At 66.4% G+C, this 17,675-nt stretch carries 11 protein-coding genes and 1 tRNA gene; 8 read left to right on the forward strand and 4 right to left on the reverse strand.

The window, feature by feature from the left end; genetic code table 11:
• Nucleotides 1-67 precede the first annotated feature (67 nt).
• A complete protein-coding gene (locus IPV69_RS10690) occupies nucleotides 68-4,756 on the reverse strand; it encodes a carbohydrate-binding protein (protein WP_206295097.1) in 4,689 nt (1,562 codons plus the stop codon).
• 462 nt (nucleotides 4,757-5,218) lie between these two features.
• On the opposite strand from IPV69_RS10690, the gene IPV69_RS10695 reads away from it, so the two are divergent.
• From IPV69_RS10695 to IPV69_RS10730, 8 genes are all read left to right on the forward strand, one after another.
• On the forward strand, nucleotides 5,219-7,807 hold the full coding sequence (locus IPV69_RS10695; protein ID WP_206295098.1) for a ComEC/Rec2 family competence protein: 2,589 nt from the start codon (nucleotides 5,219-5,221) through the stop codon (nucleotides 7,805-7,807).
• Nucleotides 7,804-8,112, forward strand: coding sequence for a hypothetical protein (locus IPV69_RS10700; protein WP_206295099.1), 309 nt, complete (start codon nucleotides 7,804-7,806; stop codon nucleotides 8,110-8,112). Before IPV69_RS10695 ends, IPV69_RS10700 begins: the two co-directional genes overlap by 4 nt.
• 92 nt (nucleotides 8,113-8,204) lie before the next feature.
• Nucleotides 8,205-8,999 carry a hypothetical protein gene (locus IPV69_RS10705; protein ID WP_206295100.1) on the forward strand — a complete coding sequence of 265 codons (795 nt, stop codon included), beginning with the start codon at nucleotides 8,205-8,207 and terminating at the stop codon, nucleotides 8,997-8,999.
• 43 nt (nucleotides 9,000-9,042) lie between these two features.
• The gene (gene hslV / locus IPV69_RS10710; protein WP_206295101.1) at nucleotides 9,043-9,576 is read left to right on the forward strand and encodes an ATP-dependent protease subunit HslV; all 534 of its coding nucleotides are present in this window, start codon (nucleotides 9,043-9,045) and stop codon (nucleotides 9,574-9,576) included.
• Between the two features lie 318 nt (nucleotides 9,577-9,894).
• Nucleotides 9,895-9,983 (forward strand) — tRNA-Ser (locus IPV69_RS10715).
• Nucleotides 9,984-11,043: 1,060 nt separating this feature from the next.
• Complete coding sequence (locus tag IPV69_RS10720; RefSeq protein ID WP_206295102.1) at nucleotides 11,044-11,286, forward strand: hypothetical protein; 243 nt, start codon at nucleotides 11,044-11,046, stop codon at nucleotides 11,284-11,286.
• Nucleotides 11,287-11,415: 129 nt separating this feature from the next.
• A complete protein-coding gene (locus tag IPV69_RS10725; protein ID WP_206295103.1) occupies nucleotides 11,416-11,880 on the forward strand; it encodes a DinB family protein in 465 nt (154 codons plus the stop codon).
• Between the two features lie 176 nt (nucleotides 11,881-12,056).
• Nucleotides 12,057-13,166 carry an alpha/beta hydrolase family protein gene (locus IPV69_RS10730; RefSeq protein WP_206295104.1) on the forward strand — a complete coding sequence of 370 codons (1,110 nt, stop codon included), beginning with the start codon at nucleotides 12,057-12,059 and terminating at the stop codon, nucleotides 13,164-13,166.
• 277 nt (nucleotides 13,167-13,443) lie between these two features.
• Here IPV69_RS10730 and IPV69_RS10735 read toward each other — a convergent pair whose 3' ends face one another.
• The 3 genes from IPV69_RS10735 to IPV69_RS10745 form a co-directional block, all read right to left on the reverse strand.
• Nucleotides 13,444-14,691 (reverse strand): sialidase family protein, encoded by a 1,248-nt coding sequence (locus tag IPV69_RS10735; protein WP_206295105.1) that lies wholly within the window; start codon nucleotides 14,689-14,691, stop codon nucleotides 13,444-13,446.
• A 34-nt stretch (nucleotides 14,692-14,725) separates the two neighbouring features.
• Complete coding sequence (locus IPV69_RS10740) at nucleotides 14,726-16,150, reverse strand: multicopper oxidase family protein (protein ID WP_390884404.1); 1,425 nt, start codon at nucleotides 16,148-16,150, stop codon at nucleotides 14,726-14,728.
• A 79-nt stretch (nucleotides 16,151-16,229) separates the two neighbouring features.
• Entirely contained in the window at nucleotides 16,230-17,672 is a 1,443-nt protein-coding gene (locus tag IPV69_RS10745) for a TolC family protein (RefSeq protein ID WP_206295107.1), read from the reverse strand.
• Nucleotides 17,673-17,675: the final 3 nt, after the last annotated feature.

Below are 17,675 nucleotides of genomic sequence, written 5' to 3' on the forward strand. Positions count from 1 at the left end.
GCAGTTACAGCTTTCTCAAGTACTGGTTGGGGCAAAGACGTTTTCGCCTGGGTGCTTGGAGCGTGGTTCAGCTGACCACCGGCGCGTTGATGATGGTGAAGCGGACCGTCACGGAGCCGATCTCTGCTCCAGTGGCATCAATCGCGGTGGCCACAACCGTGTGCTCGCCGGGCTTAAGCTTCCAGGCCGCGGTCCTGGTGGTGACGGAAGGTTGTTTGTCAGTGCGGTACCGCTGCTTGCCGTCGAGCGAGAACCGGACGAGTTTCGGGCTTGCGCCACTGGACTCCATCCGAATCGCGATGCGCCGGGTCGGCAGCGACGCGAGGTTGATCGTCGCACCGTCGGTCAGAGCGCCGACGCCATCGATCGGCACACCGGTTCGTGCATCGACCAGGCGCAGGGAACCGACCGACTGCGTTTCGCCGCTGTCGGACAGAGCTGCGATGGATTTCAAGGTCGCGGCACCGGCCGGCGCGGCGACGGTGTTGAGCCGCAGCCAGTTGACGTTGGGCCCACGTCCGCTCGCGACGGCGGTGTCGATCGCGAGCCGGAGAACGTGCGTTCCGGCCGACAGCGAGAACGCGGGCGAAGTGACGTTTCGATACGTCGTCCAGGCGCCCGTGTTGGGGACTGCCAGCGAACCGGTAACGTTCACGCGGTCGGCCTCGACATGGAATCGGCCGGCGGTTCCGCCTTTGGCCGAGACGCGGGTGTCGATCGTGAACCATCCGGCGGTCGGAACGTTGACGGTGTACTCCAGCCACTCGCCGGCGGCCGTTGATGCCACGACGAACCCGCCGCCGGTGTCGGTGGTGGACTCGATATCGACAGCGGTCGTGCGGTACTTGCCGCCAAGGTTGGTCGGGGTCGTGTCGTTAAACGCGGCCCCCGCGCCGCCGTTGTCGAATGCCTCTGCCTGCAGGATGCCCGGCATGGCGATGGGCGTTCCAGAGAACGGCGACTGGCCCGGGCTGGTCAGGGTCGTCACCGACACGATCGCGCTGAACGGCGAGTCGCCGACGGCGTTGGTCGCCAGGACGCGGTAGTTGTAGTTGGAACTGGCGAACCCAGTGGAATCGCTGTAGGTGGTCTGGCCCTTCTGGGTGGTGCCCAGCGGAGCCCAGGTGCCGGTGGAACCCAGACGTCGTTCGATCCTGAAGCCGGTTTCGTTCGTGGACCCGGCGGTCCAGGAGAGGTTCACCTGCGTGCTGGACGCTGCGACGGCCGCGAGATTCGTCGGCGCGGCCGGGGCCGTGGCGACCGGGGGCGGCGGCGGTACCGGGGTCGGCGCGAAGTTCAACCAGCTCAGCACGCCGATGTCTCCGCCGGCGGTCGTATCGAACGCGAGCCGCAGGACGTGCTGACCGGCGGGCAGGTTCAGGCCGGACGAGGTGACGGTCGTCCAGGTCGCCCAGCCACCGGTGCCCGGCAGCGTGATCGATCCGCCGACCTGCGCACCGTCGATCTCGATATGCGCCGTTCCGCCGCCGTGGCCGGATGCGAATCGGATGCCGAGGTCGTAGAGTCCCGCGGAGGCAAAGTTGACAGAGTACTCGAGCCACTCGCCGGCGCTGATGTACCCGACGCCGTATCCACCGCCGGTATCGGTGACGGATTCGACATCCACGCCCGTAGCGCGGTATGCACCGCCAGCGTTGTTGGTGCCGTCGTCGTGATAGGCCAGGCCTTCGCCGCCTTCGTCGAAGTTCTCGGCTTCGATCCTGCCCGGCAGCGCCGCCGGCGTTCCGCCGTACGGTGCCTGGGTGGGAGGAGGCGGTGGCGGTGGTGGCACGGTTGTCGCGCCGGTGATGTCGATGTAGTTGAGGTTCCCCGCAAAGCCCGACGGCCCGACGCTCAGGACGGCAAATCGCAGCACGTGCGTGCCCGCCGCGAGATTGATCGCCGGCAGCGATACGGACTGATACGTCTGCCAGCCGGCGGTATCCGGGACGGCGGTTGCGCCGCCGACCGCGATGCCATCGATCGTGAGTTGGAAGGTGCCGCCGACGCCGAGCGACGCAAGTCGCGGCGAGAAGGTGTAGGCGTCGGCCGAGGGGGCGTTGAAGGTGTATTCGAGCCACTCACCGGCGGCGAGGTAACCGACGTTGTAACCGCCGCCGATATCGCCGGTGGTTTCGCTGTCAACGCCGGTCGTGCGATAGGCGCCACCCTGGTTGACGGTATCGGTATCGCTGTAGCCGCCGCCTTCGCCGCCGTTGTCGAAGTTCTCGGCTTCGATCCGTCCCGGTATTGCCACGGCCGAGAACGGCGACGTAACGGCGAGCGCGGCGATGTTGCCGGCAAACCCGCTTGCACCTTCGGTCTCACAGACCAGCCGGAGCACGCCCTGACCGGCCGGCAGGTTGATTCCTGTCACGTGGACGGACTGATAAGTCTGCCAGCCGCCTGTATCGGGAATCGTGAATGTCGTGCCGACCTGCGTTCCATTGTATTCCAGCCGGAACCGCCCGCCGACGCCCTGCGACGCCACGCGAGCGCGGACTGAGTAAGTGCCGGCGGTTGCAACGCTGGTGGTGTAATTCACCCACTCGCCGGCCTTGATCCAGCCGAGGTTCAGCGGGCTGCCGGCATCATTGCTGTACTCGAGATCCACGCCTTCGCTCGGACGGTAGGCGGCGGCGGTACCTTGGTTCTCGACCGTCAGGTCGTGGAACGAAACCCCCTCGCCGCCGAAGTCGTAATCGCTGACCTTGATGCGCCCCGGCAACGAGATCGGCGAGCCGGAGAAAGGCCCCGGGCCGCTCGCCTGGGCATAGATTGCGGTGTAGGTGATGTTCGTGGCAGGCGTGCTCACGTTGTGGCTGGCGGCTCCGCCGTCGGACCACGACACGAACGTGTAGACGATGCCGTTGACGAGTTGCTGCAGCGGCGCGCCAAGTCCGCGAATCAGCCCTGCGACCGCCTGCTGCGTGAGCGGCGTAGTGACGGGCTGGCCGTCAAAGTTCAGGGTGATCCCCGGAACGTTGCTGGCGAGTGTGAGGTTGACCTTCTGCGGGTTGACGTTCACCGAGGTGGTGCTGGTCAGGCCCAGGCTGTTGGTGACGGTCAGCCGGATCTCGTACCACTGCACCGGATCGGTTTCGCCGGACGTGGGGATGACGAATGAACCACTTCGCACGCCGGCGATCGAGTCGACGAAGCCGTGCGTGTGCGTCTCGTGATGGAAGATGACCGACCAGTTGAACGCGCTGGCCGGAAGTACGCCGTCAACCGGGTCGGTTGCCGAACCGGAAAACGAGATCGTATCGCCGGCGATGTACGGCGCGTTGTTCGCCGGGAGTGTGATGACCGGCGTCGGGGCGACGGCACCGACGGTGATCGCCGGCGCGGTCGTGGAGTGGGTCAGCGCGCCGTCGGAGACGGTGAGCGTCGGCGTGTAGACGCCGTTGGTGGTGTAGGTCTTGGAAACGGTCCTGCCGGTCGCGGTCGTACCGTCGCCGAAGTTCCAGGTGTAGGTCAGGGTGTCGCCGTCGGGGTCGGTCGAACCGGATGCGTCGAAGCTGACGGTCAGGGGCGCCAGGCCGCTGGTGGGCGTCGCCGTGGCGACGGCATTGGGGGCGCGATTGGCCGCTCCGACATAGCTGACCTTGTACACCGCCCGGTCGTAATGCGAGAGGTACAGGAAGCCGCCGTCGGCGGACGCTTCCATCCGGATCACGCCACCGGCACCCGTGGCGAACGGGCTTGCCGCGCCGGTCGACGGGTTGACGGTCTTGATCCAGCCCTGGATGTAGTCGGCGACAAAGTACTGGCCCGTATACGAAGCCGGGAACGCCCCCCCGCGATAGAACAGACCGCCGGTCACCGAGGCCGAGTACGTGACGCTCGGGTCGTGCGCGTAGGTGTAGAGGGGATTGACGTACGAGGGGTTGGTGCTGTTGCCCTCGGAACCGGGCCAACCGAAGTTCGCGCCGGCGGTGATTGCATTGACCTCTTCCCAGGCGGCCTGACCGACATCGTTGGCAAAGATCTTGCCGGTGACCGGGTCGACCGCACCAGAGAACGGATTCCGCAGCCCATAGGCCCAGACTTCCGATCGCTTGCCCGCCTGGCCGAAGAACGGATTGTCCGAGGGAATGGTGCCGTCGGCGTTGAGGCGGAGGACCTTGCCGCCGAGGCTGTTGAGATCCTGCGAGTAGCTGGGTACGCCGCTGGTCTGTGCGTCGAACGCCACGCCACCGTCGCCGGTGCCGAGATAGATCTTCCCGTCGACGCCGAACTCCAGCAGGCCGCCGATGTGGTAGCCGGTATTGGAAGGGATGTTGTCCAGCAGCACGACCTGGCTGCCGGCCTTGGCGGTATCGGGTTTGGCCGGGTCAACGGTGACGCGGGCAAGGCGGTTTACAGCGGCATTGGGGGCGGTGTTGGGGTTCGCAGGGTCTGCGCCGGTGTAATACAGGTAGACGTAGCCGTTGGTCGCGAAATTCGGATCGAGTGCGATCGAGTCGAGGCCACGATCGCGATAGGTGTCCACGGGAATGGTGATGAACGGCGTGCTCAGGAGCGTGCCGTTCTTGATCACCCGAACCGCACCGGACTTTTCGGTGACAAAGACCCGGCCGTCGGGTGCGACGGCCATGTCGGTCGGCTCGCCGAACCCACCGGACAGCCGAACTTCCGCGAAGCCGGACGGAAGTGTGGCGGCCATGAGCTGGCGGCCTTCGAGTGGTTCGACCAGCGCATGGGCGGCCGCCGCGGCGACCCGGGAACGGGCGTAGCGACTGGCGACAGTCAAGGTGGCCCCGACATGACGCCGCGAAACGGTTCTGAGACTTCCGGACATTCTTCCCTCGGACGCGTCATTGAGGTGCCAACGACCACGACAAGCACGTTTCGCTAAATCAACGAGATACACCCGTCGACTCAGTCGAACGCGCCACGCACCTGAATAACTAGGCCTGACCACACGCCCGCCAGTTGCTGGCGAGGCACCCACTACGGCAAACGCGGGACGCTGCCCGCTCTACCTTTTTCTACCTATAGTGCGATCCATGTGCCAGCGGATAAGTCAGTTTCTGTGGTGACTTCCGGCCCGATAACAGCCGGGCCGCCGCGACCTGACGAATGACGCAATCTGTACCATCTCTAACGACTGGGAATGATGGGTAGTTTGCATCGGTATAGCCCCGGCGCGACGCAACCCGCAGACTTGCGCCCGGGCAGTCCGCGTCAAAAACCGCTATCCTGATCCCCGGGGATGATCACTCCGCCGGGCACCCTCAACCCGACTCACCTGACCTCCGCCGCGCGATACCCGGCGGTGCCGGTTGCGTTCTTTTTCCTTTGCGGCATCGCGATCTTCAGACTCCTTCCGACATGGCCGTTGTCGTGGCTCGCGGCGGGTGTCTTGCTCCTGGGAATCGCCGTCTTGTTTCGCCGATCGGCAGTGGTCGCCAGTGTCTGCTTCTGGGCCGCGTGGCTGATGACCGGGTTGGCGGCCGCCCAGCAGGCGGCGTTCGAGTACCCGCACAACCACATCGCGCACTATGCGGCGGATCAGTCTCGACTGGCGCAGCTCGAACTGACGCTCGACGACCCGCCGCGCATCATCACCAACCCGTTCGACCAGCGGCAGGCGATTCCGCCCAAGCAGGTGGCGCTGGCGCGTGTCGTCCGCGTTCTGACGAACACCGGCTGGCAGCCTTGCGACGGGGAGGTCCTGCTGCAAATCAACGATCCGCACCCGGGACTGCTCGCCGGGCAGACGCTTCGAAGCATCGGCTTGCTTCAGAGGCCCGCACCGGCAATGAACCCCGGCCAGTTCGACTGGGCGCGTTACTATCGCGAAAGGCGCGTGCTCGCGAGCTACACGATCAACCGCGCCGACTGCATTGACATCGTCTCCGCCGCCTCGCCCGACCCGCTCACCGCCGCACGCCTCAAGGCCCGCCGGCTGCTGGCCGACGGTTTCTCTCCGGAGCAGTCGCTCGATCATGCCGTTCTGCGTGCCCTGCTGCTGGGCGACAACGACCCTCAACTCCGCGACGTGCAGGAACAGTTCCAGCGGACCGGCACCGCCCACCACCTGGCGATCAGCGGCACGCACGTCGCACTGCTGGCCGGCATGATCTGGGGCATCTGCAGGGTCATCGGCGTCCGCCCCCGACGCGCCGCCTGCGTCGCACTGGTATTCACCGTCAGCTACGGCCTGCTGGCGCTGCCGTCGCCGCCGGTCGTGCGGTCCATCGTACTGGCCTCGGCGATGGGCATCGGCGTGATCAGCGGAAAGCGCGGACAGGCGCTCACCCTGCTCGCCGCTTCGGTGATTGCGATGCTCGTCTATCATCCGCTCGACCTGTTCAACGCCGGCTTCCAACTCAGTTTCGGCACCGTGCTCGGGCTGATCCTCCTGACAGAGCCGACGCTGCGTTCGCTCGAAACCGCCACCGGCTACAATGACCCCGACGCCGTCGTGCGGCGCAGCTTCCAGACGCCGACCCGCTGGGGCCGAATCAAGGACGCGGCGAATCGCGCGGTACTCACGTCGCTCGCGGCCGGCATCGTGGCGTGGCTCGTCTCGATGCCGCTTATCGCGCTGCACTTCGAACAGCTCAACCCCTGGGCGATCGTCGCCGGCATCGCACTGGCGGTGTTCGTGCTGGTCGCACTTGCCGGCGGAATGCTCAAGCTGCTGCTGACGTTCTGCTGGCCGTCGCTGGCCGACACCTGGGCGACCGTCGCCGCTACGCCCATCCGATGGATGCGAGGCGTCGTCGAGTGGCTCGGTACCTGGCCCTTCGCGGACATCCCCGTTCCGCCGTCGCCCTGGTGGCTCCTTCTGCTTTTCTACGTACTGCTCCTGACGGCGATCTGGCGGACCAAGCCCGACAGCCTGCGCTGGGTCCTTCGCCTGGGGCGGCTGGCCGTCGCGATGTTCATCGTCCTGCCGCCGCTGCAGGCCTACGTCAATCCGCCCGTCCCCGGCGGCACGGTGCGGGTCACGCTGCTCGCGGTCGGCGCCGGCCAGTGCGCCGTGGTGCAGCCCCCCGGCGGACGAACACTCCTGGTCGATGCCGGCTCCTCCAGCCTCGCCGACCTGGTCGGCAAGTGCCTCGGCCCGTTCCTTCGCCACGCGCGATGTACGGGCGTCGATACGCTGATGCTCAGTCATGCCGACCACGACCACGTCTCGGCCGCCGTTGAAGTCGTCCGCTCTTACCAGGTCCGCGAGGTACTGGCCGGCAATCGGTTCACCGCCCACGCGCAATCGAACCCGCAGACCCGGCGGCTCATCGATGACCTCGGCGCCCTGAACCGACCGCCACGCATCGTCCTACCCGGCGAACGCACCCCACTGGCGCAGGACACCGCGATCGAAATCCTCTGGCCTCCCGCCGCCGCCGGCATCGCCGAGCCCAAGCTCACCACCAACGACGGCTCACTGGTCTTCCGCCTGAAACATGCCGGCCGGACCATCCTCTTCCCCGGCGACATCCAGGACGGCGCGATGCGGGAGCTCCTGCGGAACCCGTCGCAGTTGAAGGCCGATGTCCTGGTCGCCATGCACCACGGCTCTGCCGAAACGATGACCGAGGCGTTCATCGCGGCGGTCGATCCGCAGTTCGTGGTCTCGAGCAACGACCGCACGCTCAGCGGCAAGCAACGCCAGTTCGAACGCCTGCTCGCAAATCGCCTCCTGCTTCGCACGAACGACGCCGGAGCGATTACCATCACGATCGACGAGCAGGGTGCGCTGCGGGTCGTGCCGTTTATTACATCGCCCCAGACATCAACTCAGACATCACAACAGACATCGTTCCTGACAAGACCGCCGGAAGGACCATGACCGAAATCAAAGCCAATAAGCTCGCCGTCGCAAGCTGCGTGCTGGCGATCGCGGTATTCGCCCTCGGACTCGTGATGCCGATCGGACCGATGCTGCACGACCCCGAGCCGGCGATCCGCGGCCGCGCCGAGGGACGCCTGATCGGACACATCGTTTTCGCGGTCGTCGGCATGGTGTTCGGCGGCATCGCGATGGGTGCGGCACGCCGGTTCGGTCGGCCGGACATCAGGATCAAGGCGATCATCGGCATGGTCGCTTGTGCCGCGATCACCGCGGTCCGCGTCATGATGCTGGTCAACGGCTGATCCGGACGATGGCGCGGTCCCACGATTCGCGGCGTTCGGGATTCATGTGCCCGTCGCCGCCGCGCATCGGACGCCGTACAATCCGCGACCCCATGCAAGACCCGGCCGATCCAGTCAGTTCGTTGCCACCGCCGCCGCGGCCGGTGCTCCCGCGCATCAGCCGTCGAGCCTGGTCCGAACCCACCGTCAGGTTCTGGTGGGTGCTCGCGTTCGTCCTGCTGGCGCTCGCTCCTTTCGTCGGGGCCGGGCCGTTCCGGCAGTGGCAGAAACTGTCCCGGCTCTCGACCGAGCCGGCGGTCAACGCGAAAGTCCTGCGGACCGACCGCGAAACCGTAACCGGCCGCCCGACGCTGGCCGGCGCACAGGTGCAGATCGAGATCGCCGCCCCGTCGCCGCGGCAGCTCTGGGGAACACTCGACGGCTGGACGAAGGGCCCGCTCCCGCGCATCGGCGACACGATCGAAATCCGCCTCGACCCCGACGACCCCGACGCCTGGGCCGTCGTCCACCAGGTGCCGCCGATGATTTCTGCCCTGGCCACCGGGCTCTCCATCGCAGCGATCGCGGTTCTTCCACTGCTGGCGGCGTTCGTCCTTCGCGCCCGCGTGCTAAAGGTCTGGCGTCACGGTCAGCTCCGCGAAGCCGCGGTCGTCGGCCAGCAGCAGACGGCACTCGCGCCCGGCGCCTACGCGCTGCGCTGCGTCTGGATCGACGGCGACGGACCCACGACCTCCGCGGCACGCGGCAAAGCCAGGCCCGACCGCTCGATCTTCCGCGTCTTCGTTCCCAAGCGCACGCAACCGGCGCTCGACCGCGACGCCGTCGTTCACGTGCTCGCCCTTCCCGACGGCGGCAAACGACTGGCACTGGACTGGTTCAACGCCTGACGCTAACCCCACCCGACTTCCGCCGAAACAGGAGTGCCCACGCATGAAACCCGCACGATCGACCACCATCCTTTCCGTCCGGCGCGGTGACCAGGTTGCGCTCGGCGGCGACGGGCAGGTGACCCTCGGGAATGTCGTCGCCAAGGCCGACGCGACCAAGATCCGCCGCCTCGCCGGTGGCCGCGTGCTGGCCGGCTTTGCCGGCGCGGCGGCCGACGCGTTCGCCCTGATCGAGCGGTTCGAGAAAAAGCTCGCCGAGTTCCCCGACAACACCCGCCGGGCCGTCATCGAGCTGGCCAAGGACTGGCGGACCGACCGCGCCATGCGCCGCCTCGAAGCCATGCTCGCCGTCGCCGACAAAACCACGAGCCTGATCGTCAGCGGTGCCGGCGACGTCATCGAACCGACCGACGGCGTCATCGGCATCGGTTCCGGCGGCCCCTACGCCTTGTCGGCCGCTAAAGCGCTACTCAGCCATTCCACCCTGACCGCCAGGGAAATCGTCGAAGCCTCCCTTCAGATCGCCGGAGAAGTCTGCATCTACACCAATACCAACATCAAGGTCGAAGTCCTCTAAAAGGCGCTCGGTCATCGATTACGGCTACTTGTAGTGCGGCAGAAGAATCATCATGGCTTCCAACTTAAGGCCGACGGCACCTCACTCAGATGAGGTAACCGCAGATTGCGCAGATCTCGCAGATTGCTCTGTCTCAAATCTGCGCAATCTGCGAAATCTGCGGTTCCTCGCCGCATTTTCGGAGCAGGCACGGTTGCCAGGCGACCCAGGGGCCCGCAAGTTGCACCCGCTTTCGATGCCGACCCGACCGCGCGATGGAAACATCCGCCGAGTTCCGCTACTATTTCGCCCCCGTCAACACCGGTTGGCGGGGAGCCCGGAGAGATGGCCGAGCGGCTGAAGGCGCAGCACTGGAAATGCTGTTGGCGGCTTAAACCGTCACGCGAGTTCGAATCTCGCTCTCTCCGCTAGTCCCGCCGCCCGCCAAAGCATTGGCGGGCGGCGTCGTTTCAAAACCCACCAGGGCGGCGCCGCGAGCCCAAGGCCCAAGGCGAACGCCGAACACCGAACGCCCAACTTCGAACACCGAATCAGCAGGCGCGGATTGCCGAACGAACCCGAGGCGAACGTAGGGTGGGGTTCACCCCACCGCACCCCGTGGACCACCGGCGATGTTCCTGCCGTCCGACGTTACGTCCCGCGCCGAACGAACCCGGCGCAACTCCGCCGAACGAACCCGGCGCGGTCGGACGACACTCGATCAACGCGACCAACCCGCCCGGGGACGCTCCGCTTCGCGTCGCGGCTAACCCGTCGCCGGAAGCACATAACCTGTCGTCGCAAGTGCGCAACCCTCGTCGCGGAGTGCGTGCAGGGTTCGATCCGTCCCACGAAGAGGGTTAGCCGCGACGCGGAGCGGAGCGTTCGCGCAACCTCGCCGAACGAACCCAGGACTCGACGCAAACATCGAACGTCGAACACCCAACGTCGAACACCAAATCGCACAACACAGACTGCCGAACGAACCCGAGACCACACCCGCAAACCCGGGGCTCCGCGAGTACGCTGCGCCCGCGGCTTGTTGGCCGAACGAACCCAGCACGACATCGCCGAACGAACCCAAGTGATCGATCAGCGTGCCCACGTCGTCTCTTTCGTCTCCAAGTCTCCACGTCTCCAAAACACCAACACCACCCCGGCCCGACCGACACCGACCGTCCACGGACGGCCATCTCCACGGAGTAGACGCCGATGCCGACAGATCACACCCGCCGACCGGCGCATGGAGGAAGGACGCCGCCCGTCCCAGGGCGACGCCGGATATTGTTCTATATATGTTAGGTACGCGGCCGCGGAAGACAAGCAAAATCCGCCCGGCGTCACACGCTGACAAGATCCCCTGGCGACCACGTGATCCCGACCGCGCCGCCCGCCCCCGGCCGACCCCGTGTGGCACGGGTAGGGTGTCGTGGGCAAGCGTACCCGCTTGCCGGTGGCGATCGCCGACCGACGCTCGACGCGTGCATCGTGTGCTTCGAAGCTGCTTCGTATGACGAGGCCTTCGAGAAGGCTAAGCGGGAATCGGACCACTACGTGGCATCCGCCGAGTTTGCCGAGTGCGAGGCCTTCGAGCAGCTACAGGCGTACCAGCAGGATGGCGACCCGCTGATCGACGGGTACGAGGTTTACTCCAAACTGTACGAGTCACGGGAGTCACTGGGCGAGTTCTACGCGAACAGGTTCGAGAGGTACGAGTATCATCCGGAGTAGGCGGGCGATGTGCCCGTAGTAGAAATAACGGGGACCGGTAGAGGAAACGTAGAGAAGCCGGGACGGCTCCGTCGCTTCGTCGGCCTCGGCCAATGAATGTGCCTACGATCGGCAAAAGGAGCGTGAGCGGTGAAGTTGTACCTGGCGAGAATGTTCCGATATGTGGCGTGGGCTGACCGCAGGACGTTGGCGGCTGTGCGCGTCACGCCGGCGGCACACGCCGAGGCCTTGCCGCTGCTGGCCCACCTGCTCGCCGCGGAGCACGTCTGGCTGGCACGACTCGAGAATCGCGACCCCAGCCACCCCGTCTGGCCGACGCTGAGCCTCGACGCGTGCGACTCGCTGGCCGCCGAGAACGAGGCCGGCTACCAGGCGTTCATCGGGCGACTCGGTGATGGCCCGACGGGATCGGTCCGCTACCGGACCACCCAGGGGCAAGCGTTCGTCACGCCTGTCCTCGACATCCTTTCGCAAGTCATCACCCACGGACCATACCACCGTGGGCAGATCGCCAAGATCATCGGCCGGACTGGCGGAGCGGTCATCAACACGGACTTCATCACCTTCACCCGAGAGGCCGAGCCGGCCGGATAGTTGGCAGGGTGGGGTCCACCCTACCGCATCGCGAATGAGAACCGGCTGTGTGGGTTCGCTGTCGGCGTTTGAACGCGCCGAGTCGGATGGTTCGTCCCGCCCGGCGATGGGCACCGCTCGTCATCGAACATGTTGCGGTGGGGTGAACCCCACCCTACGGAGAACAGGTGAACGCCATGCGAAACGCCTTGACCGCTGTGTGCCTGCTTGCGATCAACCTGTGCGGCCTTCCGGCGTTCGGGCAGGTTGCTGGCGGGGGCGATCGGTTCGGGGCGGACGCTTTGCTGGCGGGGCGGGGCGAAGCGGACGGGGCGGTTCGGTCGGCGGCCGATTGGCCGCGTCGGCGCGATCGGCTGCTGGAGGCGATGCAGCGGGTCATGGGGCCGCTGCCGGCGCCGTCGGCGGCGCCGCTGGACGTCAAAGTGCTGGCCGAAGAGCGCGGCAGGACGTTCGTCCGTCAGACCATCGAATACACCGCCGAGGTAGACCCGCGCAGCGGCCGGGCCGAGCGGGTGCCGGCGTACCTGTATCTGCCGATCGACCTGAAGGCCGGCGAGAAGCGGCCGGCGGTGCTCGCCCTGCACCCAACATCAAAGCTGGGCAAGGCCGAGATCGCCGGCGCCGGCAAGCCCAACCGCCAGTACGGGCTGGAGCTGGCCGAGCGCGGTTACGTGGTGATCTGCCCCGACTACCCGTCGTTCGGTGACTATGCCAAGGACTTTGCCGCGTCGCCGCACGCTTCGGGGACGATGCAGGGGATCGTCAACCATCGCCGGGCTGTCGACCTGCTGATCTCGCTTTCGCAGGTGGACGGCGAGCGGATCGGCGCGATCGGGCATTCGCTGGGCGGGCACAACGCACTGTTCATCGCGGCGTTCGACTCCCGCATTAAAGCGGCCGTCACGAGCTGCGGCTGGAACCTGTTCCCCGACTACTACAAGGGAGACCTGACCGGCTGGAGCAGCGACCGGTACATGCCGCGCATCAAGTCGGAGTTCGGCCGATCGCCCGACCGGATGCCGTTCGATTTTCATGAGGTGATCGCCACGATCGCACCCCGCGCGGTGCTGAGCATCTCGCCGACACAGGATGCGAACTTCGCGGCGGAAGGGGTTCGCAAGGCGGTGCCTTCGGTCGCGGCGGTTTATGCGCTGCTGGGAGCCGAGCGGGCGTTTGAGGTGGAATACCCGGAGTGTGCGCATGACTTCCCGCCGGCGATGCGGGACCGGGCGTACCGGTTTCTGGATGTCGCGCTGCGGGTGCAAACTGACGGGCGCGGCAGATGAGTCACCACCACGGCGGATGAATCACCACGGAGGCACGGAGACACGGAGGGGCGCCCGGGGACCCAAGGTGTTGGCGTGATGAGAGGCTGGATGTCGGGTCCTCAGTGCCCCGCGTTTGTCGCCAACTCGTCTGCTCCGAGAATGCTGAAATGAACCGCAGATTGCGCAGATTGCGCAGATTTGGGAGAAAGCAATCTGCGACATCTGCGCAATCTGCGGTTCAGTTCGGCGTGCACAGGACGTGTTCCATCCCGGTTCTTCAGCCGGCGGCGTGCGTTCAATAGATGACGCGGAAGGAGCCGTCGGGCAGCGCGACGGCGGAGGGGACGCTCCAAACCGGGATGCCGGGTGCCTGGCCGGACTCGCCGGCGATCGGTTTGCCAGCGGCATCGAAGAGCTGCCAGGCGAGGGTTCCTCCCTTGTTCCAGCCGGTGCCTTCGGCCCAGGCGACCAGTATTTGTCCGCGGGAATTCGCGGCGACGCTGGGGTGCTTGCGGCTCTTTCCGTCGCCGGGCACCGACATCATGACAGTGGGCTTGGTCGCACCGGCGGTCAGCAGCGCGACGCGAATCTGCCCGGTCGTCTCCCATGCGGCGGCGAGCGACCGGCCGCCATCGGCCGCCACGCTGGTACAGGCGGCGGTGCTCATGACGCAGGTCGCGACCTGCCAGGGGTCGGCGACGGCGACCTGAAACGATTTGCCGTGGTCGTCGGACACGAGCATCTGGATATCGCGGTGGATGGCCTGGCTCGCCGAGCGGTACAGGATCAGCACGCGACCTTTGTCGCCGCAGTAAATGCGCATGCCGCAGCAGGCGCACACGCCATTGGGTTGGGGGTTGGCGGCGGTTTCGGGGGCGAAGGTTTTGCCGTCGTCCTGGGATCGGCTGATCCAGACTTGTCGCCCCTCTTCGCCTTCGGACTTGCCGGGATGGGCCGGTGCGTGCCAAGCGACGTAGACGTTGCCGTCGGCATCGGCGGCGACGGACCCGCCGCCGTCGAGGCCGGGGTGTCCGGCCCCGACGTTGCGTTGCGGTTCGAACGCGTCGCCGGCGTCGTTGAGCCGGGTGTAGAGCATGGGGGCGAGCTTGCCCGACTTGGGCTCGGCCTTGGAAGAGCCCATCCATGCGACGTGGATCCGATCGCCACGGCCGACGGACAGGTGCGGGCCGCGAACGGTTCCGGTGACGATGACGCTTTCGGGCCCGCTGTTGACCCGGATGGGTTTGGTGAAGGTCGCCCCGCCGTCGTCCGAGCGGACGTAGTAGGCGTCGGCGGCCATGGGATCGCCTTTGACGTACATCAGGTGCAGCCGTCCGCGGGAGTCGATCGCGGCCTGCGGAAAGATGCCGCGGTCGGGGACGCGAAGCGTTTTGACGGCTGGCGCGTCCACCGCGGCGACCGCCTGCGCGGTGGACGCCAGTGCCGAGGCGAGCAGTACCATGACGAGCAGCGCTGCGGCCCAGAACGGGGCCGCGGCGCAGCAGCGGATTGGCCTGGGGCTGTTTGGTCTCGCTGTTCTCATGGGCGGTCGGTCCTGTTAGAAACGGGCGCGGAACTCAGTGCTGATGTGGGGAGGTACCGGCCGGCGTCGGTCTGGTTGTCGGGCCGGTTGATGGATTGCCTTTTGGCCGAGCCGCGGCAGCGATGCCCGGGGGCGGCTTGGGCGCGGTGCTGCCGTCGGCGGCGATGCCGTTGGCTTGCAACTGCTCGGCCGTTGCCGGCAGCGATCGGTCGCCGGGCTTGTCCTGGTACCAGCCGGGATCGGCGTTGTCTCCGTTGGGGAGCGTTTCGCGCACCTTCAGGATGGTGAACATGCCGCCCATGGTGATGTAGTCGTGCGGTCCTTTGCCGCCGACCATGGGAATGCTGTTGGGCGGAACGGCCATCCCCATGTCCCCCATGTCGCCCATGCCGTGCTGGCCCATGGTCATGTAGTCGGGCAGGAGCTTGCGTATCTTGTCGTCGAGGCCGGCGGGATCGACGCCGATCATGTTGGGCAGGCCGTGCCCCATCTGGTTCATCACGTGGTGGGTCATGTGGCAGTGCATGGCCCAGTCGCCGAGGTTGTCGGCGACGAACTCGACGGTGCGTGTGGAACCGACCGGCACGAGCACGGTGGTTTCCGGCCACTGGCCGGCCTCGGGGATGCGGCCGCCGTCGGTCTCGGTGACCTTGAAGTAGTAGCCGTGCAGGTGAATGGGGTGATGATCCATCGCCGACAGGTTGCCGAAGCGCATGCGGACCTTGTCGCCCAGTTTCGCGACGAGCGGCGCGGTTCCGGGGAAGGCCCTGGCGTTAAAAGTCAGCACGTTGAAATCGGTCATGACGTTGGGGTCGGGGCGGTTGGTGCCCACTTTGATCGCCCATTCGTGCGTCTGAAGGACGAAGTCGCGGTCGGGTCGCTGGTCGGGCGGCACGCCACGCGGGTGCACGACGATCATGCCGACCATGCCCATGCCCATCTGGGTCATTTCGTCGTGATGGGAGTGGTACATGAAGGTGCCGTTCTGGCGGAGCGTGAACTCGTAGGCGTAGGTTTCGCCGGGCGGGATGGCTTTTTGCGACAGGCCGCCGACGCCATCCATGCCGTTGGGGACGATGAGCCCGTGCCAGTGGACGGTGGTCGCCGCACCCAGCCGATTCGTCACGAAAAAGCGAACGCGATCGCCTTCGACGGCTTCGATGCACGGACCATGGACCGAGCCGTTGTAGCCCCAGCAGCGGGCGCGCAGTCCGGGCGCGAACTCGTGGTCGACTTCTTCGGCGACCATGTGAAAGACTTTGACGCCGTCGACGATCTTGTACGGCAGCGTCCAGCCGTTGGGGACGATGACGGGGTTGTAGTCTTTGCCCGGTTCGCCCGGGGGGAGCGCGGCACCCGGGTTGGCATTCGCGGGGCGGGATGCGGCGTCCTGCGCCGAGGCTATGCCGTTGTGGTGAAGCGCCCCGCCGGCGACGGCGGTCGCCGTGGCGGCCAGCATTCGTCGGCGGGACAGTACGCGAGTTGCAAGGCTGAACGTCGATGCGTGGTTGTCATGGTTGCTAGAGCGATCGGACATCTTAGTGACCTCCCCGGCCACCGGCCGGTGCTGCGGAGCCTTCATTGTCGTTGGCGTTTGTGTCGTCGGCGGCGGGCATTCTGCCGAGCAGGAGCTGATCCAGTTCTGCTCTTGCCAGCCAGTAATCCCGGACTGCGCGGACGTACCCTGCCCCGGCATCGATCTGCTGTTGCCTGGCGTCAACGAGTTGCAGCGGGCTGGCCTGCATCGCGTTGTACTGAAGCTGCGTCTGATCGACGATCTTTTGCCGCAGCGGCAGGATCACCTTCCGGTGGTAGTCGGCCTGTTCGTGGGCGGCGATGACCGCTTCGCAGGCTTCGCGGGTTCGAGACCGCACATCGACAGCGATGGCGGCGTAGCGCTGATGGGCGCGGCGCAGTTCGGCCTGCGCTTTGGCGACGGCGGGCTGGCCCTGATCGAACAGCGGGATGGGCAGCGAGAAGGCCGGGCCAACGCCCCAGCTGCCGTCGTTGTCACGATCGGCGATCACGCCGAGCGAGACTTCGGACAGCAGGCCATACGGTGCGGCGAGTCCGAGCGTCTGTGACGCCGCCTCGATCTTCTGGCGTCGCAGTTGCAGATCCAGGCTTCGTTCCACGGCACGGGATTCCAGGCCGTCTGCGAGCCCGACGTCTGCAGGCGCGTCCGGCAGGTCCGGCAGCCGACCGGCGACCTTCCACTCGGCGGCGGGCGTGCCCCAGAGGCCCATCATCCGGTTCAGCCGCTCGCGATGCCGAACCGTCTGCGCCTCGGCGGCCCGCACGTCGAGCTTGCTTCGCTCGAAAAGCGCTTGCTCGGTAAACAGGTCGAGCTCGCGGGTGTTGCCGGCCGCCCGCAGACGTTTGGCGATGTCGTAAGAGGCGTCGGTTGCCGCCAGGACCTGTCGGCGAAGTTCCAGCATCTGCTGCGAAGCCTGCATCGAGAAGAACGCGGTGCGTGTCTCGCCGGCCAAATCGAGCACGGCACCGGTGACGCGCAGCTTGGCGGCGGCGAACTCGCTGCCCGCGATGCGCTGGCGCAGGGGGATGTAGAGCAGATCGATAAAGTCCTGCACGAGTGCCAGCTCGACCGCCGTGCCGCCGCCGGTGGTCGAGAATCGGATGTTGCCGTCGAACACGGGGTTTCGAAGCAGCCCCGCGGCGACGAGGTCGGCCTGGGCGATCATCAGGTCTTCGTAGGTCGCCTGAAGGTGCCGGTTGTTCAGCAGCGCGATCTGCACCGCCTGCTCGGCCGACAATTCAGACCGAAGCATCTCGGCGACGCGGGCCTCGACGGCTTTGTCGGCTTCGGTGCCCTGGTTCCAGCGGACCTCCAGGCCGGTGCGCTCGGAGACGTTCTGTTTCACGTCGGCAAAACCGGCCTCGCGGGGGACGTCGGCGCAGCCCGCCGCGACGAGCAGAAGGCTAGATATCACGACAGCACGGAAAGTGATGGGATCGGCCATGGG

The sequence above is a fragment of the Humisphaera borealis genome (assembly GCF_015169395.1).
Classification (GTDB): Bacteria; Planctomycetota; Phycisphaerae; order Tepidisphaerales; family Tepidisphaeraceae; genus Humisphaera; species Humisphaera borealis.